Annotated in this window: 23 protein-coding genes and 1 pseudogene; 14 read left to right on the forward strand and 10 right to left on the reverse strand. The window is 69.8% G+C overall.

What is annotated here, in order from left to right:
- Nucleotides 1-101: 101 nt before the first annotated feature.
- The 4 genes and pseudogenes from AB0B94_RS03390 to AB0B94_RS03405 all read left to right on the forward strand — a co-directional run.
- Nucleotides 102-224, forward strand: a complete 123-nt coding sequence (locus AB0B94_RS03390) for a hypothetical protein (RefSeq protein ID WP_357267830.1) — start codon at nt 102-104, stop codon at nt 222-224.
- A gap of 43 nt (nt 225-267) precedes the next feature.
- Nucleotides 268-1,815 (forward strand): recombinase family protein, encoded by a 1,548-nt coding sequence (locus tag AB0B94_RS03395; protein WP_357267832.1) that lies wholly within the window; start codon nt 268-270, stop codon nt 1,813-1,815.
- Between the two features lie 87 nt (nt 1,816-1,902).
- Complete coding sequence (locus AB0B94_RS03400; RefSeq protein WP_357267834.1) at nt 1,903-2,217, forward strand: hypothetical protein; 315 nt, start codon at nt 1,903-1,905, stop codon at nt 2,215-2,217.
- Nucleotides 2,214-2,564: pseudogene (locus AB0B94_RS03405) on the forward strand (DUF2637 domain-containing protein); the annotation flags it as partial. The gene AB0B94_RS03400 and the pseudogene AB0B94_RS03405, both read left to right, overlap by 4 nt.
- 479 nt (nt 2,565-3,043) lie before the next feature.
- Here the strand turns inward: AB0B94_RS03405 and AB0B94_RS03410 are convergent.
- The gene (locus tag AB0B94_RS03410; RefSeq protein ID WP_357267836.1) at nt 3,044-3,622 is read right to left on the reverse strand and encodes a hypothetical protein; all 579 of its coding nucleotides are present in this window, start codon (nt 3,620-3,622) and stop codon (nt 3,044-3,046) included.
- A gap of 462 nt (nt 3,623-4,084) precedes the next feature.
- Here AB0B94_RS03410 and AB0B94_RS03415 point away from each other — a divergent pair, with 462 nt between their 5' ends.
- The 6 genes from AB0B94_RS03415 (at nt 4,085) to AB0B94_RS03440 (ending at nt 8,353) form a co-directional block, all read left to right on the forward strand.
- A complete protein-coding gene (locus AB0B94_RS03415; protein WP_357267838.1) occupies nt 4,085-4,990 on the forward strand; it encodes a hypothetical protein in 906 nt (301 codons plus the stop codon).
- A 56-nt stretch (nt 4,991-5,046) separates the two neighbouring features.
- Nucleotides 5,047-5,187, forward strand: coding sequence for a hypothetical protein (locus AB0B94_RS03420; RefSeq protein ID WP_357267840.1), 141 nt, complete (start codon nt 5,047-5,049; stop codon nt 5,185-5,187).
- Between the two features lie 313 nt (nt 5,188-5,500).
- On the forward strand, nt 5,501-5,905 hold the full coding sequence (locus tag AB0B94_RS03425; protein WP_357267842.1) for a hypothetical protein: 405 nt from the start codon (nt 5,501-5,503) through the stop codon (nt 5,903-5,905).
- 399 nt (nt 5,906-6,304) lie between these two features.
- A complete protein-coding gene (locus AB0B94_RS03430) occupies nt 6,305-7,222 on the forward strand; it encodes a P22 phage major capsid protein family protein (protein ID WP_357267844.1) in 918 nt (305 codons plus the stop codon).
- Between the two features lie 320 nt (nt 7,223-7,542).
- Nucleotides 7,543-7,989: a hypothetical protein gene (locus tag AB0B94_RS03435; protein ID WP_357267846.1), complete on the forward strand. Its 447-nt coding sequence runs from the start codon at nt 7,543-7,545 to the stop codon at nt 7,987-7,989.
- A 142-nt stretch (nt 7,990-8,131) separates the two neighbouring features.
- Nucleotides 8,132-8,353 (forward strand): HNH endonuclease signature motif containing protein, encoded by a 222-nt coding sequence (locus AB0B94_RS03440; RefSeq protein ID WP_357267848.1) that lies wholly within the window; start codon nt 8,132-8,134, stop codon nt 8,351-8,353.
- A gap of 142 nt (nt 8,354-8,495) precedes the next feature.
- Here AB0B94_RS03440 and AB0B94_RS03445 read toward each other — a convergent pair whose 3' ends face one another.
- Complete coding sequence (locus AB0B94_RS03445; protein ID WP_357267850.1) at nt 8,496-9,452, reverse strand: hypothetical protein; 957 nt, start codon at nt 9,450-9,452, stop codon at nt 8,496-8,498.
- Nucleotides 9,453-10,529: 1,077 nt separating this feature from the next.
- Here AB0B94_RS03445 and AB0B94_RS03450 point away from each other — a divergent pair.
- Both AB0B94_RS03450 and AB0B94_RS03455 read left to right on the forward strand, forming a co-directional pair.
- Nucleotides 10,530-10,712 (forward strand): hypothetical protein, encoded by a 183-nt coding sequence (locus AB0B94_RS03450; RefSeq protein ID WP_357267852.1) that lies wholly within the window; start codon nt 10,530-10,532, stop codon nt 10,710-10,712.
- A 66-nt stretch (nt 10,713-10,778) separates the two neighbouring features.
- Nucleotides 10,779-12,617 carry an NHL domain-containing thioredoxin family protein gene (locus AB0B94_RS03455; RefSeq protein ID WP_357267854.1) on the forward strand — a complete coding sequence of 613 codons (1,839 nt, stop codon included), beginning with the start codon at nt 10,779-10,781 and terminating at the stop codon, nt 12,615-12,617.
- A gap of 32 nt (nt 12,618-12,649) precedes the next feature.
- Here AB0B94_RS03455 and AB0B94_RS03460 read toward each other — a convergent pair whose 3' ends face one another.
- The 3 genes from AB0B94_RS03460 to AB0B94_RS03470 are packed head-to-tail and all read right to left on the reverse strand — an operon-like array spanning nt 12,650 to nt 14,947.
- Nucleotides 12,650-13,399, reverse strand: coding sequence for a 5-oxoprolinase subunit PxpA (locus tag AB0B94_RS03460; protein WP_357267856.1), 750 nt, complete (start codon nt 13,397-13,399; stop codon nt 12,650-12,652).
- On the reverse strand, nt 13,383-14,246 hold the full coding sequence (locus AB0B94_RS03465) for a biotin-dependent carboxyltransferase family protein (RefSeq protein ID WP_357267858.1): 864 nt from the start codon (nt 14,244-14,246) through the stop codon (nt 13,383-13,385). Before AB0B94_RS03465 ends, AB0B94_RS03460 begins: the two co-directional genes overlap by 17 nt.
- The gene (locus tag AB0B94_RS03470; RefSeq protein WP_357267860.1) at nt 14,243-14,947 is read right to left on the reverse strand and encodes an allophanate hydrolase subunit 1; all 705 of its coding nucleotides are present in this window, start codon (nt 14,945-14,947) and stop codon (nt 14,243-14,245) included. The genes AB0B94_RS03465 and AB0B94_RS03470 overlap by 4 nt, the downstream gene beginning before the upstream one ends.
- Nucleotides 14,948-15,054: 107 nt before the next feature.
- On the opposite strand from AB0B94_RS03470, the gene AB0B94_RS03475 reads away from it, so the two are divergent.
- The gene (locus AB0B94_RS03475) at nt 15,055-15,732 is read left to right on the forward strand and encodes a hemolysin III family protein (RefSeq protein ID WP_357267862.1); all 678 of its coding nucleotides are present in this window, start codon (nt 15,055-15,057) and stop codon (nt 15,730-15,732) included.
- 257 nt (nt 15,733-15,989) lie between these two features.
- Here AB0B94_RS03475 and AB0B94_RS03480 read toward each other — a convergent pair whose 3' ends face one another.
- The gene (locus AB0B94_RS03480) at nt 15,990-16,277 is read right to left on the reverse strand and encodes a DUF6458 family protein (protein WP_357267866.1); all 288 of its coding nucleotides are present in this window, start codon (nt 16,275-16,277) and stop codon (nt 15,990-15,992) included.
- A gap of 112 nt (nt 16,278-16,389) precedes the next feature.
- On the opposite strand from AB0B94_RS03480, the gene AB0B94_RS03485 reads away from it, so the two are divergent.
- The gene (locus AB0B94_RS03485) at nt 16,390-16,929 is read left to right on the forward strand and encodes a histidine phosphatase family protein (protein WP_357267869.1); all 540 of its coding nucleotides are present in this window, start codon (nt 16,390-16,392) and stop codon (nt 16,927-16,929) included.
- A gap of 49 nt (nt 16,930-16,978) precedes the next feature.
- Here AB0B94_RS03485 and AB0B94_RS03490 read toward each other — a convergent pair whose 3' ends face one another.
- From AB0B94_RS03490 to AB0B94_RS03505, 4 genes are all read right to left on the reverse strand, one after another.
- Nucleotides 16,979-17,248, reverse strand: a complete 270-nt coding sequence (locus AB0B94_RS03490) for a DUF6458 family protein (RefSeq protein ID WP_030487564.1) — start codon at nt 17,246-17,248, stop codon at nt 16,979-16,981.
- Between the two features lie 207 nt (nt 17,249-17,455).
- Nucleotides 17,456-19,312, reverse strand: coding sequence for an acyl-CoA dehydrogenase (locus AB0B94_RS03495; RefSeq protein ID WP_357267872.1), 1,857 nt, complete (start codon nt 19,310-19,312; stop codon nt 17,456-17,458).
- Nucleotides 19,313-19,440: 128 nt separating this feature from the next.
- Entirely contained in the window at nt 19,441-20,565 is a 1,125-nt protein-coding gene (locus tag AB0B94_RS03500) for a PP2C family protein-serine/threonine phosphatase (RefSeq protein WP_357268418.1), read from the reverse strand.
- A gap of 104 nt (nt 20,566-20,669) precedes the next feature.
- On the reverse strand, nt 20,670-21,308 hold the full coding sequence (locus tag AB0B94_RS03505) for a septal ring lytic transglycosylase RlpA family protein (RefSeq protein WP_238669732.1): 639 nt from the start codon (nt 21,306-21,308) through the stop codon (nt 20,670-20,672).
- Nucleotides 21,309-21,463: the final 155 nt, after the last annotated feature.

Genomic DNA, 21,463 nt, shown 5'->3' on the forward strand with positions numbered 1-21,463 from the left:
GTCACGGTTGCCCGTGACCCCGCCGTCGTCGTACCCGCAGGTGGTATCGAATCTCGCCCCCTCCGGCCGGACGCGGGCCGATGGTCAGGCACGATGGGTGCATGAGCGCACGAGTACGGGCTCCCGAACTGCGCGGCCGGGGCTGGCTGAACACCGGTGGACGCGACCTCAAGCTCGCCGACCTTCGCGGCAAGATCGTCATTGCGGATTTTTGGATGTCCTAGAAGAAGCTTGTAACTCACGCGCCGAGGACCTAGCGTCCTCGCCATGTCCCATCACGAACACCTCGCCGATCTCTACCTACGCCTGTCCCTCGACCGTGAGGGAAAGACCGCAATCGAGCGCCAAGAGGCCGACTGTCGGGCCTGGGCCACGCGCGCCGGGTTAGAGGTCCGTACCGTCCACATCGACCGGGGCCGGTCCGGCTATAAGGCCGTCGACCGCGCCGGGTTCGACGCCGCCGTGTCTGCCCTAACGACCGGCACCGTCGGGACGCTGGTCGTCTGGAAGGTTGACCGCCTGTCCCGGCGTGGCATGGGTCAGGTCGGCCAAGTCCTTGACGACGTCGAGAAGGTCGGCGGGCGGATCGTCTTCGTACAGGACGGCCTCGACACGTCGCACTCTCAGGCCCGGCTCGTACTCGCCCTCCTGTCCGAGGTCGCCCGCAGCGAATCCGCGAACATCGGCCTTCGCGTCGCCAGTGCGAAGGCGCACCTTCGCACTCTCGGCCGATGGATCGGGGGACAGCCGCCGTACGGCCTGACCGTCGGCGAAGACGGCCGGCTAGACCACGACCCGCGCACCGCGCCGACCGCCCGCGAGATCGCCGACCGGGCCCTATCCGGCGAACCGCTGGTGAGGATCGCGCGCAACCTCAACGCCCGGGAGATCCCCGCTCCGCGCGGCGGTAGTTGGGCCGTCGGGACGCTGTCGACTCTGCTCAAGTCCCCCGCGTTCGCCGGGCTACTGCCTGAGACCATCAAGCGCGACGGGAAGTACACGGCGAAGGTCGTTCCGTGGCGCGACCCGGAGACCGGCGAGGCCGTCGAGGTCGGCCGAGGGATCGTCACGCCGGCCGAACAGCTACAGGCCGTTCGCCTCCTCGAACAGCGGACCGCCGCCGACAAGTCGGGCCGCCCCCGGGGTGTCCGCGCGCAGGTCGCCCACCTCCTAACCGGGTACCTGCGCTGCGGGGGCTGCGCCGGCCGCATGTCCGCCGCCGGTCAGTCGTACGTGTGCCAGGCCCGCCGCCTCGGCCGCCCGTGCCCGGCGCACACCACGGCGATGATCCCCGCCGTAGACCGCGCGGTAGTCGACGCCTTCATTAACCGACTCGCGGCAACCGAGCCCGGCGACCCACTGCTAGACGCCGTAGCAGAGCGATGGGTAGCCCGGCATGACCCGAACGTGATCCGCGAGCGCGCCACCATCACGGCCGCCCTGGACGACGCCAACGCCGCCCTGATCGACCTCGAAGACGCCCGATACCTGCGCGGCGAGTTCGTCGGCCCCGAGGCGATCCAGCGCTGGACCCGTTTACACGAACGCCTGACCGCCCGCGTGGCCGGTCTGCGTCGCAACCTCGCCGAATTCCCGTTGCCCGAGGCCGACATCAGCCCGCTACTTGATCCGGTTCTAGCTCGCGAAGCTTGGGACGCCGCGACTCTGCCCGACCGGCGCGACCTTCTCGGCCTGGCCCTGAACGCCGTAACGATCACGCCCGCCGGGGGTCGCAGGGGCTACAGGTTCGACCCCGCCGCGCGTCTGCGCTTCACCTGGGCCGACGAGCCCGATCCTGTGCCCGCCGACGCCTGAGACCAGACACCACAACCGCATAAGACAGGCCCCGGCCGAGCGATTCCGCCGCCGACCAGGGCCCTAACGAACCCCGGGAGGTTCGCTGTGTTCAACCCTACTGACCCCCGCGCTTACGTCGCTGCTCCCGCCGGAGCCGCCGACGCCCTCGCCGACGCCGTGGCCGCACTGCTGGACGCTGGCTATCTGGTAGCCACCGCGACAGCCGCCGCCCCGGCCGACGCTGACGACCTCGTCGCCCTGGTCGCCGACGACATGGACGCCGCCCGCGCGGCTGACGTCGTCGTGACTCTGCCCGGGGCCGAGGACTTCCCCGAACCCGTCTACGCCGCGCTTCACGGCGTGCCGGTCGTGACCCTGGCCGACGTTCCGGCCTACCTGCGTCGCCTGCCCACCGCATGAACCGCACCGAACGCGTCGAGGGTGTGTTGCTGCTCCTAATCCTGCTCGTTGTGGGCGCTGCGGCCGGCTGGGCGAGCTTCAGTCACGTCCACGCCTGGACGATGGCAAACAGCCCTGACGGGACGCCGAACGCCTTCGGCTGGGTCAACGCCTGCGTATCCGAGTTGGTCCCGGTGGCGTCGCTGCTGGAAATCCGGCGGCGGCGTCGGGCAGGCTCGCCGACGGGGTACCCGCTCGCCCTGCTGGTCGGGGCGGCGTGCCTCTCGCTCGCCGTGGCGAAGCAGGGCGTCTCGGGCTGGCTGCTCTCGGCCGTACCCGCGCTCGCCTTCATGGCGTTGGTGAAACTCGGTTTCGCCCGGACGCCCGCCATCGCCCAAGACCCCCACGGGGGGACCGCAGCCGCCTCGGCCGGGGCGACCCCTACCGGAGGTACCCCTCGCCCGGTTGAGGTCGTCCCTAGTCCTCCCGGGACCCCCGCGCCGACCGTCCTAGCGCCGCCCCGGCCTCGCCCGCCGGTCATCCCGTCTGGCGTTCGGATGTTGCCGCTCGTGGCCCGTGTTGGCATCCCGCCGGCCGCGCCCGATCTGGTGGCGGCACCGCCGAAGACCGCCGCCAGGGTGTCGGCGGCCTTGGCCGAGACGCCGGGCGCGACGCCCGCTCAGGTGGCGGCCCGCCTGGGCGTGTCCGAACGTACCGCCCGCCGATATATGCCCGCCGCCACCGTGCCGCCACGCCGCCGCCAGGCGGCCCGCCCGCCGGCACTGGTCACCGCCTGACCCGCCCGCCGGGGCCGACCGGACACACGCCGGTCGGCCCCCGGTAGGGCCTACTTCGATGGGCGTTCAATTCGTGGACTGAGCTTGCCGTCCGGGTGACGGTGCCATTCGTTGTTCGCCGCGTCGCGGAATGACATCTCGACACGGAACGCGTGATCCGCCGGGCCGTAGAAGGGAGGTTGTTGAAGATCGTCGCTAGTGTGAATAGTCAAGCCGCCGCCAGGGGGAATAACAGGGTAGTTGAAGATATCGTGGCGCTCCTCCACTTCTCCGTTCTTAAGCATGTCTTCCCTGTAGAAGTACACGGTCACGGCATAAACAGGCAGCTCAGAGCCATTCTTAACATTGGTCAAGGGCCGCCATTGCCGTTCCTGAACCTTCTCATATCTACCGGGCATGAATTCAACTTCAATCTCGTCAACAGGCGCATGCAAGTCGGGCTCCATCCAGACACATACCCGCGATGCCTGACTCTCTCGCTCCACCCTGGCCCGATGCTCATCGCGTGCCGACTCGATTCGGTAGAGGTTGAGAGCCGACTTCGCGGCGATCCACGCGAAGGCGAGTGCTCCAATGGTTGTCACGGCCTGAATCCAGCCTGGCAAGTCACCTAGATCAATTTTTGCCACGATTGCACGATAGTCAGCACGCGCAATGCCGTGCTGCCGCCAACCTCGCTCGGACCGCGCGACTTCGTTGCAGGATTCCGGGCCACCTCGGGCCGCCGGGCGGGCGGGGCGATGCCCTGGACGACGCCGAGGACGGGCGAGGCGAGGAGGGGGCACTTTGACGATCGTGTGCATGCAGTCGCCCCTATATCTCTTCTACTGGGAGAGAGAGAACGAACTAGAGGAGGTAATACAGGGGCAGGTGCATGCACACGATCGTCAAAGTGCCCCCTCCCTGAGGCGGGCCGCCCTCACCGTGCCCGGCCGCCGTGAACACCCGGCCTCGCTCTGGCCCACTCCTCATTTGGACAACCAAGCCATGCCGGAGGTTCGACCCATGGCCGATTCGCCCCGAGGCCCCCCAGGTACCCCGCCGCCCACCGTCCCCCGCGCCGTCCCTGGCTCTGACCCTGAGGAGTTGATATGTCCGACTTGGACCCGCCACCAATCGAGCGCGTGGCCGGCATTCTCCGCGCCCGCGCGCTCGCGTTCTACGAGGCTGACCCCTACATCGAGGACGGTTACAGCCGCCTTCTCGGCCGCGAAACCTGCGAGCTGGTTGCCAATGACGCTTCCAGCCTGTTGGAACCGCTTTTTGAGCAGCGTCACCGCCTGGTCTACGACGACGAATGGCGGCGTGTCGTCGTCCGCATCCGACGGGATACCCCGGACCTCGCCGACCCGGTCCCGCGCCACGAACTGACCGCCCTTGTCTGCCGGTTGCTGACCGAGCTACCTGACCCGCCGCGCGGGTCTTGTCCGCGCCTGGGCGAGGCCGTGGCGACCGCCCGCGACCTGGCTCGGCTAGCGATGCCCAGAAATCCGCGGAACGGTCAGGGCCCGCCGCGCGGGTCCCGCGTCCGCTGGGTCGGCAACGTTGTTTCAAACGTCCTGGAATCGCTCGACGACCTACCCGACTTCCGAGGTGAGGTTGCCTGGCCTAACTGGCGCGCAAAGCGGAAGCCGACCCCGAAACCCGTCGCCGCCCCGAAGCCGGACCCGGCCGCGACCGAGTCGGCCGCGCGGGCGTTCATGGCCGCGCTGGCCCCCGGCCGCCAGCCGGTCGCCGCGACCTGGACGGCTTACACGGACGTGACGCCATCCGCTGAACGCCTCGGGAAACACGCCTTTATGGCGCTTGCCCGTGACGTCCTCGGCGATCCGCGCAAGATCCGGGGCGAACGGCTTTGGGTAGTTCCCGAGCCTGCCGTGATCGCCGAGGTAACCGAGCGCGTCGCCCGCCTCGCGTGGGAAGAACAGCGCGCCTACCTGGTCGATTTCCTGACCCGCACCACAGCCGGCACCGACGTCGGGAGGATGGCCGCCTAATGGAACAGGAAGCCCGCGATGCGTTCTCGGAAGCGATTCTCGACCGAGTAGCCGAGATGGCCTACGAAGAGCTGCGGCCCTACCTCGGCGCGTACGCCAGGGCCCGCCAGGCGAGCGGGTCGACCAGGCCGACGACGACCACGTCTCGCCCCGGCGTCTACCAACTCGCCGACCGTCGCGCCCGCCGCACCGCCTAACCGCACCGACTCGCAGCGCCCCCGGACCTTCGCCCCTTCGGCAAGGACCCGGGGGCGTTGTCCGTTCCCCCGCCCCGGCCGCCGTTGACCACGGCGACCGCTCCTCCCTGGATTGGACCCCGTCGTGACTGACCCTGACCGCTCAACCCCACGCCCGTGCCAGGCGCCGGGCTGCCCGAATGCCTTCGCCCCTGGCCCGTCTGGGCCGATCGGCCGGACGTGCACTGACGCCTGCCGGAAGCGCCTAGAGCGCGCCGAGAAGGCGACGCATCGCGCCGACCAGGGCGACGCCGCCGCAAGCCTCGCCGACGTCATGGGTTACCTGTACGGCGAACCGGACGCCCCACAGCCGGGCGATTGGACGCCGCTATCGGGCGCGCTGGACGAGTTCGCCCCGGCGCTGCTCGAAGAGTTCCGCGCCCTGGCCGTCGAGGCCGACGCCGTCCGCAACGGGCCCGCCGGCCTGGTCGAGCTGATCGAGGAATGGCCCCTCGGCATCGTCGCGGGCCGTCGGGGCGTACGCCGGTCGCCAATTGAGCGCGCGATCTCCCAGCTTCCCGGCGGCGCTTTATACGGCCTGGGATACGGGATCGAAGGCGACGCCCTTGGCACCTTTGACCCGCGTCGGCTGACCCGCCGCGACGAGGGCGACACGACGCTAGGCGTCGGCCGCGTGATCGGTGACCGGGCCGGCGCGTCCGAGTTCGTCTACAAGTAGCGGGGCGACCGGCCGAGGCTCCCCAAGGGGCTTTCTCGGTCTTGGCCGGTCTCCCGCGACAACTTCCGCCCACGACGGGCGGGAGGGTCATCGGGTGTGGTCGCGGTACGCCGGGGCTGACGATTCGTCCGCCCCGGCTCGCACCGCCCGTGACCCTCGCCATGCTTCCCGCTTCGGCGGGAGGGCTTTCCCAGGGAGGAAGGGCGTCCCGGCGACGACCGGACTAGTCACCCGCGAGCCGGGACGCCAACTCCAATTTCTTTCCTCACCGCCGAGGCAGCGCCCGGTACCGAGCACCCCCTACGCCCTTTCGACCCTCCTACGCGGCGCAGAGCGCCGACCGATCGGCCGGTCACAGGTTGGGCGACCCCCTTTACCTCAACCTGAAAGCGAACTTTCATGGCTAACGCTTTTCTCAACGCCGACCACATCGCGGCTCTCGCGGTTGAGTTGGTGAAGAAGGATCTCGTCCTCGGCGAGCTGGTCCACCGCGATTACGCGGCCGAGTTCGGCGGCGGTACGGGCGAGACCATCCGCGTTCGGGTGCCGGGTGCGCTTCCCGCCCGGACCCGCGCCGGGTCGGACAAGACGACCGCGCTCGTGGACGATGAGATCGCCGAACAGTCGATTCCCGTCACGCTTAACACCCTGGCCTATTCCTCGGTCCTTATGTCCGAGTCGGACATGAGCCTAAACCTCGAAGACTTCGGGCATCAGGTTCTTCTCCCTCAGACGACCGCGATCGTCTCGTACTGCGAGCGCACCATTCTCGCCGCGATGCAGGCGACCCCGGACACCGTCGGTATCAACCTGGACGCCACCGCCCCGGCGAAGATGTTCACGAAGATCCGGACCACACTTCGGAACGCGGGCGTTCCGGCGTCTATGCCGATCCGCGCCGTTGTCGGCACCGACGTCGCCGCTGCCCTCCTTGACGGCCCTGCGGGCACCTGGGACGCCGACGGTTCCGCGACCGCCGAGGCCGGTAAGGCGATGGGCCGGGTTCGCGGCATCTCGGTCTACGAGTCGAATCGGCTCGCGGCCGACGAGGTGATCGCTTTCGTGCCGAACGCGTTCACTCTCGCGGTCCGTGCGCCGGTCATGCCCCAGGGAGCAAGGACCGGCCGCAGCTTCGCTGAGAACGGCTTCGCGCTGCGCTGGATCGCGGACTATCTCTCGACCCAGGCCGCCGACCGGTCGCTACTGGCGACGTTCGTTGGCGCGAAGGCGATGCCGCTGGCGATCGTCAACGAGACGACCGGGGCCGTGACCCTGACCGCGAACGCCGGGGCCGTGCGGGTGCTCACCGCCGCCTGACCGACACCGCTCGGACGCCAGTAGCTGCCTCCGCTACCGGCGTCCGAGCGGGCCTCCTTTTACCCATAAACCGCACGTACGAAGGAGGGGCCCCGTGGTCACCTACTGCGAACACTGCGACGGCCAGCTACCCGAGGGATCACGGCCCCACCGCCGATTCTGCTCGGACAGTCACCGCGCCCGCGCAAGCGAAGAGCGCCGCCGACTAGCCGGTCAGCGCGAGTACGACCGGCTATACACCTTCCTGCGAGAGCACGGCACGCCCGAGCAAATCGAGGCGTGGCACCACGTATCCACCCGTCACGACATGGAGAACGCCGATGCCTGAGACCGCCCCCGCCGCCGAGACCGCCGACCAGCCCGCCGCCGAGTGGAGCGGCGAGTTTGACCCAGAGCGTGCCGGCCGCCTGGTCGCCGCGCTGCGCCGAGACTTGGCCGAGGCGAAGAGCGCCCTCACCGCCGAGCGAGAGCGTGCCGCCGAGCTTGAAAAGGTCGTAGCCTCTCGCGACTTGGCAGACGCCCGTAGCGCCGCCATCACCAAGCACGGTGTCCCGGCGAGCCTGGCCGGCTACATCACCGGGGACAACGCCGAGGAGATCGAGGCGAGCGCCGCGAAGGTCGCGGCCGACTTCGGCAGCGCCGCTCAGGCGGTCCCGGCGCTTCCCGAGCTACCGAAGCCCCGGCTCACCCCGGGCCGCGCGGCGAACGACGCCGGGGACGTCTACGACCCGCGCGAGGTTGCCCGGCGCATCGCGGCCACGGCCTGATCGAGCGGGACGGGCTGGGGGCAGCGAGCGACCCGGCGTTTGCTTTCTACCGATGGGGGTCTGATGACCTGGGAGGGGTCAGACCGCCGGTCCCGCCTACCGCATGACTGGGCACTGCGCCGCGTGCGCGTGCTGCGGCGGGATGGCTACAGGTGCCGCATGGTCTTCAGCACTGGGGAGCGCTGCGGCGCACCCGGTAGCGAAGTGGACCACGTCGAGCGCGGGGGACAACCACGACGTATCCAACCTTCAGACCCTATGCACCTATTGCCATGCACGTAAGACAGCAGGCGAGGCGGCACAGGCACGACGACCGCGACCTTCGCGCACGCGTAAGCCCGAGTCGCATCCTGGCTCACTCTGAGTGTTGTCACGCTGAGTGGCCCTGGGGGGTGCCCCCCTCGGCCTCGCCCCCCTCACCGAAGCGGCATAGCGTCCCTGGCTTTGTACGGGCAGAGAGGTCGTTGCTCTGACTTAACCGCTCACGCTGTCGAGCCGACTCTAACTCAGAAGTGCCGCCCTAAGCGCTGCGCCTTGTTCAGTGCCAGGGCTACTCCAACCGCCTCATCTAATGAATCTTCGTCCACCCAGGTCTTCTCAGCTATATGAGTCGCGAGGTGGCTATTCATTTCCAACGCATCCACAGATGCTACATAGTGCGGCGCGCTACCGTAGGTGGTAATTCCGTGCGCAGTCACCGCCCACTGCGGAGGGCACAATTGCCAGATGGGCCGACGGTCAGGGTCAGTTTGGGCCACAGCTAGCGCCTCGCTCAACTCTTCGAAGAGGGCCTTAACGTCTAGCTGGTGACTTGCCGTGCTCTTCTGGAGAATACGACCCAGCTTGACTAGGACGGTTTCCACGTCGTCACTCTCGCCCCAAGGGACGATCTCCACGGCCGTGCCGTCGTAACTCTCTACGGTGAAGGTGACGTCCTCCTCACCCCGAAAGTAATCGGGCTCTTCGTCGTAACTGATTTGAACGAAGAGCCTCCATTCTTCAGACACACAGACGCGCGGCCCGCGTCGCTGAGAGATCAGATTAAGCCCGTTAGCGCGTCGGAGTGCTCGCAGGACTGCATCCCGTGACGGCATACTCCCAAGAGCTTCGAATGCCGCAGCGTCGGCTTGGCTCTCTTGTAGAAGTCGGGCGGACACCGAGGCAGCGACGTCGTCGATACGCCGCTCCACGTCCTGCTCAAATGTCTCGACGCGATCAGTCAACGCCTGGACGCTCGACTGCGTCTCCGATCCCACCTGCTCGATACGCTCGTCTAGACGCTTGGAGAGCAGATACACAGGCACGATCAGTATCACGGACGCGCCGACGTTGACCAGCACGCCGGCCGTCCAGTCGCCAGCACCGTCTGACGTCAGCGCAAAGGCACCAAGCAGCGTTCCAATGCCTGCGATGGTCGGGATGCTTACCCAGAGAGATCGACGACTAGGCCGGTTGAGACGCACCGTGTGATTGTGCGCTGCCTGCGCAACCTAACGCGAAGCGCCCCGCCCTGCGCATGGCACCCGGACCAGTCTGAGCCTGCCCTTTAGGTGACGGGGGCTCCCGTCGGACAGTGGAGCCCCCGTCACGGGTAGAGGAACCGCCTGGGGTCCTCGACCGAACCGTCAGTACCAGTGACCGGCTATGAGCAGAACCAGGTACGCGATCTTCAACGCAGTCTCGATGACTCGTCCGACCCCGTCGACTCTTCGTAGTGCCTGATCTTGACCTGCCCTTTCCCGTCGCCGCACTCTCGGTTTGCGCATGGAGCGCATTTCGGATTCCTCTCGGGCCGCCGCCTCCCATCAAGGGATTTGACGAACCCGGACCGGCGCTAGCTTCCGGTCCGCCGCCTGGGGCTACGGCGGGAGGAGGTTCCTACCCCACAAACGAGCGTATCGATGGGATGCAAGCCGGGCTCTGCCGTGCCTGGTGGAGGACGACGCGAGGGCTAACTGTGGTCCCTTCGGGACGAGTTGGACCCCCGCAGGGGCACCGACAGCAGGAACCGCGCGTACAGGTCGACCACCGGCACCGTCGGAAGGTCGTTCACGGCGGTCACGAACTGGCCCGCGAGGTAGGTCGCCGCCGTCCAGGGGTCCCCGGCCGCGAGCGCCGTCCGGGCGTCCGGGCATGGGTATGGCTGCTTACACGCCTCGCAATCCCACGCGGGGCGCTGCGGCCGGTGCCCGGTCACGAGTGCCGCCCAGCGTTGGCCCGGAATGCCTGGCCCCGCGTCAGCCAAAGCGCGCGGCCAGGCTGCGGGTAGGCGTCGGTCGGCGCGCTCGCCCAGGCCGGGCGCGGGGGTGGCGGTTCGGCTGGCGGCGGGGTCCGGCGGCGGTCTGGGCAATCCCGCCAGCGCAAGCCGCAGACACACGCGCGGGACCACCGCTGGCGGCGGTGAACGAGATCAGACGGTATCGGCTCCGTTGCTCGGCGTAGGCGCATACGCTCGACTTTGGCTGACCCGTTGGAGGTCGTCAACCCCCTCGGTGACAAGTTGCCTACCCGTGTCACCGGATGGTCCGACCGTGCGCGTAATGGCCCTCGCGGAGGTCGCCGACTACCTCGGCGTCTCCCGCCAACGCGCCGCGATCCTGGTTGATCGCCCAGACTTCCCGGCCCCGATGGAGACGTTGACCGTCGGCCGAATCTGGGACGCGATCGAGGTCCGCGAGTACGCCGCCAAGCGGCGGGAGCGCAACGAAGGCGGCGCGGGCTAGAAAGCCTCGACCGCTTGTCATCCGGGTCAGGACGGCCGACCCGATGCGGCGTGGCAGGCTGACGACATGGGAACGACAGCGCGTGTACGTGCGCCCGAACTACGGGGCCGGCAGTGGCTCAACACAGGTGGACAAAACCTGACCTTGCAGGATCTTCGAGGTCGTTGCGTCATCTTAGATTTCTGGACGTTCTGCTGTATCAACTGCCTGCACGTGCTCGACGAGCTGCGCCCGCTGGAGGAGAAGTACGGCGACGTGCTCGTCGTGATCGGCGTGCACTCGCCGAAGTTCGAGCACGAGAAGGACGCCGACGCGCTCGCCGCCGCGGTGGAGCGGTACGGGGTGCACCACCCGGTACTCGACGATCCTGAGCTGGACATGTGGCAGCAGTACGCGGCCCGGGCCTGGCCGACCCTGTCGGTGATCGACCCCGAGGGTTACGTGGTGGCCACCATGGCCGGCGAGGGGCATGCCGAGGGGCTGGCCCGACTGATCGACGAGTTGATCGCCACTCACGAGGCCAAGGGCACCCTGCACCGGGGGAACGGCCCGTACGTCCCGCCGCCGGCGCCGGAGACCGCGCTGCGCTTCCCGGGTAAGGCGGTGCAGCTGCCCAACGGCAACCTGCTGGTCTCGGACTCGGCCCGACACTCACTGGTCGAGATCGACCCGGACGGCGAGACGCCGGTGCGTCGGATCGGCTCGGGCGAGCGCGGCCGGGCGGACGGGCCGGCCGCCGCGGCGACGTTCTCCGAGCCGCAGGGGGTGTGTCTGCTGCCCACGCACGTCGCCGAGGTGGCCGGCTACGACCTGGTGGTCGCCGACACTGTCAACCACCTGCTGCGCGGCGTACGGCTGGAGTCCGGCGAGGTGGTCACTGTGGCCGGCAGTGGGCGGCAGTGGCGCGCCGAGGTCGACGACCACGCTCACGACGCGTTCGCCGTCGACCTGTCCTCGCCGTGGGACCTGGCCTGGTACGACGACAAGCTGATCATCGCGATGGCCGGCATCCACCAGCTCTGGTGGTTCGACCCGATCAAGCGGACCGCCGGCATGTACGCCGGCACGACTGTGGAGGCGTTGCGCGACGGTCCGCTGGCCGAGGCGTGGATGGCTCAGCCGTCGGGGCTCTCGACCTCCGCCGACGGCACCCGGCTCTGGGTGGCCGACAGCGAGACCAGTTCCGTCCGGTACGTCGAGAACGGTGTGCTGAGCACAGCCGTCGGGCAGGGCCTGTTCGACTTCGGGCACGTGGACGGTCCGGCGGAGTCGGCGCTGCTCCAGCATCCGCTGGGGGTGTGCGCGCTGCCGGACGGCTCGGTGCTGATCGCGGACACGTACAACGGCGCGGTGCGCCGCTTCGACCCGGCCAGCAACCAGGTCTCCACCGTCGCCGACGGGTTGGCGGAGCCGAGCGACCTGGTGCTCACCCCGTCCGGTGAGGTGCTGGTGGTGGAGTCCGCCGCGCACCGGTTGACCCGGCTCGCCCCCGGTGCCCTGTCGGCGGCGGGTGCCAGCACTGTGGACGGGCCTCGGCACCGCACCGAGCGCAAGCCGACCGACGTCGCCGCGGGCGAGGTCACCCTGGACATCGTCTTCACCCCGGCGCCGGGGCAGAAGCTGGACGAGACGTACGGGCCGTCGACCCGGCTGGTGGTCTCCGCGTCCCCGCCGGAGCTGCTGGTAAACGGTGCCGGCGCGGGCACCGAGTTGTCCCGCCGGCTGGTGCTCAACGGCGAGGTCACCGCGGGGGTGCTCCAGGTGACAGCGCAGGCGGCGACCTGTGACGCGGATGTCGAGCACGCGGCGTGCCACCTGACCCGGCAGGACTGGGGAGTACCGGTCCGGGTGGTCGACGGCGCGGTGACCCGCCTGCCGCTGGTGCTTCGCGGCCTGGACGCCTGACCCGGTCGGAGGGGCCCGCTGGGCCCTTCCGATCAGGCGAAGGGGGCCAGTGTGATGTCGGCGTCGAGCAGGGTGGCGCGGACGAGTTCGGCGGCGGAGACCGCGCCCGGGGTGTCGCCGTGCACGCAGATCGAGTCGACCGAGCAGGGGATGACGGTGCCGTCGACCGCCACCACGCTGCGTTCGGTGGCCATCCGCGCCGCCCGCTCGGCGACCTGCTCGGGGTCGGTGATCACCGCGCCGGGGGTGCCGCGCGGCACCAGCGCCCCGTTGGGCAGGTAGGCGCGGTCGGCGAACGCCTCGGCAACCACCGGCAGGCCCGCGCCCACTGCGAGTTGGGCGAGCGTCGAGCCGGGAAGGCAGAGTACGGGCAACTCGGCGTCGTAACCGCTGACGGCGGCGACCACGGCCGCCGCCTGGGACTCGTCGTTGCTGGCCGCGTGGTAGAGCGCGCCGTGCGGTTTGAGGTAGCGGACGCGGGTGCGGAACAACCGGCAGAATGCGTCCAGCGCCCCCAACTGGTAGGTCACCTCGTCGCGTAGCTCGGCGAAGTCGTACGCGATGTGCCGCCGACCGAAGCCGGCCAGGTCCCGGTAGCCGACCTGCGCGCCCACCGCGACCCCGCGTCGCGCGGCGCCCTCGCAGACCCGCCGCATGGTGGACGGGTCGCCGCCGTGGAAGCCGCAGGCGACGTTGGCGGAGGTGACGAGGCTCAGCAGCGCGTCGTCGTCACCGAGTCGCCAGATGCCGAATCCCTCGCCCAGGTCAGCGTTGAGGTCCATGGAATCTGACGGTAGTACCTGGCCGGGCCTGCGCGAGCGGGGTCACGTCGGTGACCACCCCGATGACTGGGTATCCGCCGGTGGTCGGGTGGTCCGCGAGGAAGACGAGGGGTTGCCCGTCCGCCGGCACCTGCACCGCGCCGAGCACGATGCCCTCGCTGGGGAGTTCGCCGGCGACCGCGCGGGGCAGCGCCGCGCCGGCGAGCCGCGCGCCGACCCGGTTGCTCACCGGGCTGATGGTGTACGCGCTGCCGAAGAGCCTGTCGAACGCTGTCGGCGTGAACCAGTCGTCGCGAGGACCGGGGGCCAGCGTCAGATGCAGCTCTTCGGGCGGCGCGGGGCACACGGTCAGGTCCACCGGCGCGGGGTTGCCGACCTGATCACCGACCGGCAGCAGGTCGCCGTCCCGCAACGGAGGTGGGCCGAGCCCGGAGAGGGTGTCGGTGGCCCGGCTACCGAGCACCGGTGACACCTCGATGCCGCCGGCCACCGCCAGCCAACTCCGTACGCCCCGCCGGGCAGGACCGATCCGCAGCACCGTTGCGGCCGGCAGGCTGAGCGGGCGTCCGGTGTCACCGGGCCGGACACCCGCGTGGACGGGGACATCGGCGCCGGTGATCGCCACCGTGGCGGCCCGGGTCAGCCGCACTGTGCAGCCGGTCAGGGTGATCTCCAGGCCGGCCGCGTGCTCCGGGTTGCCGACCAGCCGGTTGGCCAACCGCAGGGCAGCCGGGTCGAGGGCGCCGGACCGGGGCACCCCAAGGTGCGCCCAGCCGGGACGGCCCAGGTCCTGCACTGTGGTGAGCGCACCGGCGCGGAGCACCTCGATGGCGGCCGGTTGGGTCACGCCGCCACCATCCGCACCGTGGTGCCCGGCCCGAGTCGGGTCGGCGGGTCGGCTGCCACGTCGAACAGCACCAGGTCGGTCCGACCGACCAGCAGCCAGCCGCCCGGGGAAGCGCCCGGGTAGATGCCGGCGTACGGGCCGGCCAACGCGACCGAGCCGGCCGGCACCCGGGGACGGGGCGTGGCCAGCCGGGGCAGCGCCAACTCGGCGGGCAGCCCGGTCAGGTAGGGGAATCCGGGGGCGAATCCGCAGAAGGCGACCCGGAACCGGGTGTTGGTCAACCGGTGTCGCACTGCCGGCGCGTCCATGCCCCAGTGTTCCGCCACGGCCGGCAGGTCCGGCCCGTCGAAGGTGACAGGCACCAACACCTCCGCCGCGTCGTCGGCTCCGTCTTCGGCAGTGGCTGCGGCGTGGGCGTCGGCCTGGTTGGAGCGGATGGTCGTGGCGGTGACGGCGGACGCCCATCGGGTCAGCTGCTCGGCCGTTGTGGTCGGGTCGGGCAGGCCGTCGAGCAGCACGGTCCGGGCCGCTGGCACGATCTCCACGGCGATCAGGTCGCCCCGCTCCCGACGCCGCCACAGTTCGGCCCGCCACGCTTCGACGAACGCGGCCTCCGGGACGTCGGCCACGGCCTCGGGGGTGTCGGTGGGGGCGGTGCAGTCGAGTAGCAGGGCGTGCGCCCCGACGGGTCGGATCCGCATCCGTTCATCCTCGCCGATGTCGTGCCGATCCGGTGTTCACGTTGACGGTGCCGGGTGTCACCAACGCCACTACTTACAAGTAACCTACGGTGCCGTAACCTGACTGGGTGACCACCTCCGCCCCGCTTCGCCTGAAGCCGGTCGACATCGGTAAGCCCCGGATGCGCGGCTGGCTACACACGTACGCCTTCTTCGTCGCAGTGGTCTGCGGCATCGTGCTCTGCGCGATCGCCGCCACCCGGCCGGGGTGGGCACCCCTGGTGAGCTGCCTCATCTACAGCCTGACGGTCTGCGGGCTGTTCGGCACGAGCGCGCTGTACCACCGTCGGGTGTGGTCAGAGCGCGGCTACCAGGTGATGCGCCGGATGGACCACTGCATGATCTTCGTGTTCATCGCCGGCACGTACACACCGCTCTGCGCGATGCTGCTCGCGCCCCGGCCGGCCACCGTGATGCTGGCCCTGGTCTGGGGCGGCGCGCTGGCCGGCGTGGCGGTCAAGGTGGTCTGGCCGCACGCGCCGCGCTGGGTGTCCGCGCCGCTCTACCTGGCGCTGGGCTGGGTGGCGGTGGCCATGCTGCCGGAGATCCTGCACGGGGGCGGCGTCGCCGCGTTGGTGCTGCTTGTCGTCGGTGGCGCGATCTACAGCGTCGGCGCGGTCTTCTACGCGTTGCGCCGACCCAATCCGTGGCCGACCGTCTTCGGCCACCACGAGTTCTTCCACGCCTGCACGCTGCTGGCGGCGCTCTGTCACCACATCGCGATCTACTTCGCGCTGTTCGCCTGACCCAGCCGGCCCTGGCGCACGGGCGCGGCCACACCCGTCCATGCCGACGCTGCACGATCGTGCTCGATCCAGGATGTGGTGGTTTCGTTCGCGCCCGAGAGCCCTGTTTCCTGGATCGAGGACGATCATCGGGATGCTGCTCCCCGGGATCGGGCACACACCTCAAGATCCGCGAGGGGGCGCGAGCACCGAGGTCCGGCCCGGACGCGAGCCGGGGCCCCGCGACGCTGCGGGACCCCGGAGTGTGTGGGCGAGGATCAGATCGGTCGGCCCGGCCGACGCACCTCGCGGTACTCCTGCACGACCTGGTCGTTCTGGACCGGAACGACCCGGTCGGCCACCACGCGCTCCTCGCGCACCGGCGCGGCGACCACCGCGCGGCGGCGGTTGCTCCAGAAGTAGAGGGTGGCGAGCAGGCCGGCGACGCCGGCGAGCATCAGCACCCAGCCGACGACTGACAGGTCCAGCCAGCCCAGGTCGGCTTCCACTGCGAACGCGAAGATCGCGCCTAGCGCGATCAAGAAGATGCTGCCACCAATGCCCATGTCTCGCTCCTCGGCTCTAACCTGGCGTACGTCGCGCCGCGGCCGTCGGTAGGGGTGCGGCATCCATCGACTTACCCAGGCACGGAGATCGCCAATCGGGCAAGCTGGGGGCATGACGGACGCCGACCCCGACACACGGACTCTGGTGTTGCTGCGGCACGCGAAGGCCGAGCAGGGCAGCGACGCGTCGGACGACGCGGAACGGCCGCTGAGCGCACGCGGAAACGCCGACGCGGCTGCGGCTGGGGCGTGGTTGGCGCACCAGGGGCTGCTGCCCGACGTGGTGATCTGCTCGACGGCCCGACGCACCCGGCAGACCTGGCACGGGGTGGCGATGGGGATGACCGGTTCACCGCCGGAGGGTGGCCCGACCGGTCCTCGCCCGACCGTCCGTTATGAGTCGGGTGCGTACGACGCGCACCCCGAGGAGTTGTTGTCGCTGGTCCGCACTGTGGATCCGGCGGCCCGCACGGCGTTGCTCATTGCCCACAATCCGGGCATCTCCCTGCTCTCCGCGTTCCTCGATCCCGAGGGAGTGGGCGACGAGGGTCTGCGCACCGCCGAGCTGGCGGTGCACCGCTGCCCGCCCGGCTGGGCGGAGTTGAGCAGGGCGGGAGCGCCGCTGACGGCTCGGCACACCGCACGCGACTGAGCCACCCGCCGATCAGACGGGTGGCCCAGGGGTACGCGGTGCGCGGGGATCAGGACGGCGGCGCTGTCGGTGGCGGCGGGTCCGGCGGTGGCGGCATCATCGCCGTCGGATGAGACAGCCGGTTCTCCTCCACGATGAGGGTTCGAGCCCGCTTGCGCCGGTCCTGCCAGAACCAGACAGTGGTCAGCAGTACGGCCAGCCCGGCCAGGATGAACACCCAGCCGACAGCGCGTACGTCGATCCACCAGACGTTGGCTCTCAGCGCGAAGGTCAGGATCGCGCCGATCGCGATGAGAAAAATACCGCTTCCTACACCCATGTGCGCTGCACTCCCCCGTGCGGTGGCTCTGGGCGTTCCCTTTCGAGGTCACGCGACGGTTACCCGCCACGGCAGCGGCATACCCGAGCGGGCTCGGCCAATACGTGCCGCCGTCAGGCGGAGACGGCGACGGCCGGCGGGGCAGAAGCCCCGCCGGCCGTCGCGCGGTGCCGGGTGGTGCGACCCGGCATCGTCACACGTTCCTGCTCAGAAGGCCTCCTCCGGGAGGTCCATGATGTCGAGGTCGGCGCCCTCGATGATCCGCCGGTCGGCGCCGATGCGGGGCAGCACCTCACGGGCGAAGAAGCGGGCAGCGGCCACCTTGCCGGTGTAGAACGCCTTGTCGCTGGCGGAGACCTCGCCGGCCAGCGCCTTCAGCGCCACCTCGGCCTGCCGCTGGAGCAGCCAGCCGACCACCAGGTCGCCGATCGCCAGCAGGAACCGCCGGCTGCTCAGCCCGACCTTGTAGAGCGCTCGGGTGTCGCCGCCCTGCGCCTCGCCGAGCCAGCCGGTCAGCACACCGAGGATGTTCTGGATCTCGGCCAGCGCCTTGCCGAGCGCCTGCCGTTCCTCCTTGAGCTGGCCGTTGCCCGCCTCGGAGGAGATGAACTCCTGGATCTCGCCGGAGACCGCGAGCAGCGCCTTGCCGTTGTCCCGCACGATCTTGCGGAAGATCAGGTCGAGGCTCTGGATGGCGGTGGTGCCCTCGTACAGGGTGTCGATCTTGGCGTCGCGGACGTACTGCTCCAGCGGGTAGTCCTGGAGGAACCCGGAGCCGCCGAAGGTCTGCAGCGCCTCGTGCCCGAGCAGCTCGTACGCCCGCTCCGAACCGACGCCCTTGACCAGCGGCAGCAGCAGGTCGTTGACCCGCTTGGCCAGCTTGGTGGCCTTCTCGTCGCCGGCGGCCTCGGCGACGGCGACGGCGTCCTGCCAGGTGGCGGTGTAGAGGACAAGGGCACGAAGACCCTCGGCGTACGACTTCTGCAGCAGCAGCGAACGGCGGACGTCCGGGTGGTGGGTGATGGTGACCCGTGGGGCGGTCTTGTCCGCCTGCTGGATCAGGTCGGCGCCCTGCACCCGGTTCTTCGCGTACTCGAGGGCGTTGAGGTAGCCGGTGGAGAGGGTGGCGATGGCCTTGGTGCCGACCATCATCCGGGCGTACTCAATGATCATGAACATCTGCCGGATGCCGTCGTGCTTGTCGCCCAGCAGCCAACCCTTGGCCGGTACGCCGTGCTCGCCGAAGGTCACCTCGCAGGTGTTGGAGACCTTCAGGCCCATCTTGTGCTCGACGTTGGTGGCGTAGACGCCGTTGCGCTCGCCCAGCTCGCCGGTGGTCTCGTCGAAGTGGAACTTCGGCACCACGAAGAGCGACAGGCCCTTGGTGCCGGGGCCGCCGACACCCTCCACGCCGACCGGGCGCGCCAGCACGTAGTGCACGATGTTGTCGCTCAGGTCGTGCTCACCCGAGGTGATGAAGCGCTTCACACCCTCGATGTGCCAGGTGCCGTCGGGCTGCTGGACGGCCCGGGTGCGCCCCGCGCCCACGTCCGAGCCGGCATCCGGCTCGGTGAGCACCATCGTGGAGCCCCACTGCTTGTCGATGAAGAGCTTGGCCCACTTCTTCTGCCGCTCGTTGCCCTCGACGTGCAGCACGTGCGCGAAGGACGGGCCGGAGGCGTACATCCAGACCGGCGCGTTCGAACCGAGCACCAGCTCGGCGAGCGCCCACCAGAGGGCGCGCGGCGCGTTGGTGCCGCCCAGCGCCGGCGGCAGGTCAAGGCGCCAGAACTCGGAGTCCATGAACGCCTGGTAGGACTTCTTGAACGACTCCGGCAGCGGCGCGGTGTGCGTCGCCGGGTCGAAGACCGGCGGATTGCGGTCACTGTCCGTGTAGCTGGCGGCCAGATCCTCGCGGGCGAGGCGGTCGACCTCAGCGAGGAAGCTGCGGGCGGTGTCGGTGTCGAGATCCGAGTACGGCTCCTGGCCGAACGCCCGGTCCGCCCCGAAGACCTCGAACAGGTTGAACTCGAGATCCCGGAGGTTGCTCTTGTAGTGGGTCATGCTCGCTGGCCCCGCTTCCGGACAGGTGTTACCGATCAGTAACCCCGACTGTATTACTCGCGGGTAGGCAGCGACAAGCCGATCACCCAAGTGACGGCGATTACACACTCGCGGACCAGGCGGCCGGCTCAGCTCTCGGCGGCGCCGACCTCCCAGCTCGGGACGGCGACGGCAGCGCCGGTGCGGGCACCCACATACTCCATCAGGACCAGCGCGATGTCGTCGTCGAGTCGACCGTGCACCCACTCGACCAGCGCGGTCTCCAGCGATGCCAGCCCGTCGGCGACAGTGCCATGGCCCAGCAGTCGCCAGGCCCGGTCGGCGGTCGGGAAGAACTCGCCGTCCCGCCGCGCCTCGCCGAGACCGTCGGTGAACAGCAGCAGCCGGTCCCCGGGCTCCAGGCGTTCGACCCGGGGGCGGACCACCGGCATGAACCCGAGCGGAGGCGCCGGGGCCGGCGGTTCCAGCGGGATCACCGCCCCCCGGCGTAGCAGCAGCGGTGGCGGGTGCCCGCAGTTGACGATCGTCAGGGTGCCACCACGCTCCTCGACCAGTGCCGCCGTGACGAAGTCCTCGTCGCCGACGTTGCGGGCCACAGCGCGGTCCAGGTCGGCGACGACGGCCCGCAGGTCGGCCCGCTCGTACGCCACGTGCCGGTAGGAACCGAGGACGATGCTGGCCAGCCGGACCGCGTCCAGACCCTTGCCCCGCACGTCACCGATGATCATGCGGACGCCGTAGGGCGTGTCGATCGCCTCGTACAGGTCACCGCCGATCTCCGCCGTCGCTGTGGAGGAGATGTAGCGTCCCGCTACCGAGAGCGTGCCGACCTGCGGCCCGAGCGGGCGCAACACCGCCTGCTGGGCCACCGCGGCGAGCTTGGTCAGCTCGACGATCCGCTCGGCCTGCCGCTGCCGGACCCACGCCACCGCCACCGCCATTCCGGTGGTCAGCGCGACCGCGACAACGTTGACCGAGGTGACCAACGAGACCTTCGGCGCTACCAGCGCGAAGCCGGCGCCGATCACCGTCGCCGCGACGCCCACCCCCAGGACCACCAGCCAGGACGCCAGGGCGGCGGCGAGAACCGGCGCGGCCGCCAGGAGCGCGACGTAGTGCACCTTGCGGCCGTCCGCCGCCTCCACCGCCGACACGATCGCGAGCAGAGCGAGGGCCGCGCCGAGGCCGGCGCGGGATCCGGGGCTCAGCGGGCGACGGCCCGACTGGAGGAGTCGCGTGGATACGACTGACAGTTTGCCTGATCCACGTGAACCGGTGAATGAACCTGACCCGTCGTCCGAGGAGGTTCTGTCCGGCCGGCCCAGTCGGCCGGCCGAATCGGTGTCGCCGGTCCCGCTCAGCCGAGGACCTCGTAGCGGACGGTGAGCGCACCCACGTCGACCGAGGCGATGCTGGCGAAGGCGGCCCGGGAGAGGTCCAGGCAGCGGCCGTCGATGAACGGGCCGCGGTCGTTGATCCGTACCGTCACCGACTTGCCGTTGGCCGGGTTGGTCACCCGGACCTTGGTGTTGAACGGCAGGGTCTTGTGCGCGGCGGTCAGCGCGTTCGGGTTGAACGACTCGCCGTTGGCGGTGAGCTGCCCGTCGGAGTAGAACGAGGCGCCACACGAACCGCTGTCCAGGACCTTCGCCGCGGCGGTGGTCTTCTTGACTGTCGGCTTCGGCTTCGGCTTCGGCGACGAGGTGCGCTCCCTGCCCCGGGAGGCGGCCTGCTGCGATCGGGTCGCCGACGGGCTGGCGGTCACGCTGGGCGAGGCGCTGGCGCTCGGGGTGACGGCCGGGGAGCTGGGGGTGAGGCTGCTGGCGGCGGTGGTCGGGGTGAGGTCGAGAGCAACCTGCCCCGACTGGTCGGAGCCGGAAACCAACTGCACGGCACCTACGGTGCCTCCGACGGCGAGGGCGACGCCGACCGCCGCGGTGGCCACGATGCCCGCCGGGGAGGAGAAGATGCGGGTACGAGAGTGCTTGCCTACCACCGGCCCGGTCCTTTCGTCGTCTGAACAAACCGGGTCGGACCGTAACGAGAGAAGCACTTCCGACGTCAACGTGATCATGATGGTATGCCCGTATTTGCACGGGTACGTGTAGCCGATCATCCGACCCCGGGTGGGCCGGGTGGCCCGGGTGCCAC

This window comes from Micromonospora sp. NPDC048986, assembly GCF_040649335.1.
Taxonomy (GTDB): domain Bacteria; phylum Actinomycetota; class Actinomycetes; order Mycobacteriales; family Micromonosporaceae; genus Micromonospora; species Micromonospora alfalfae.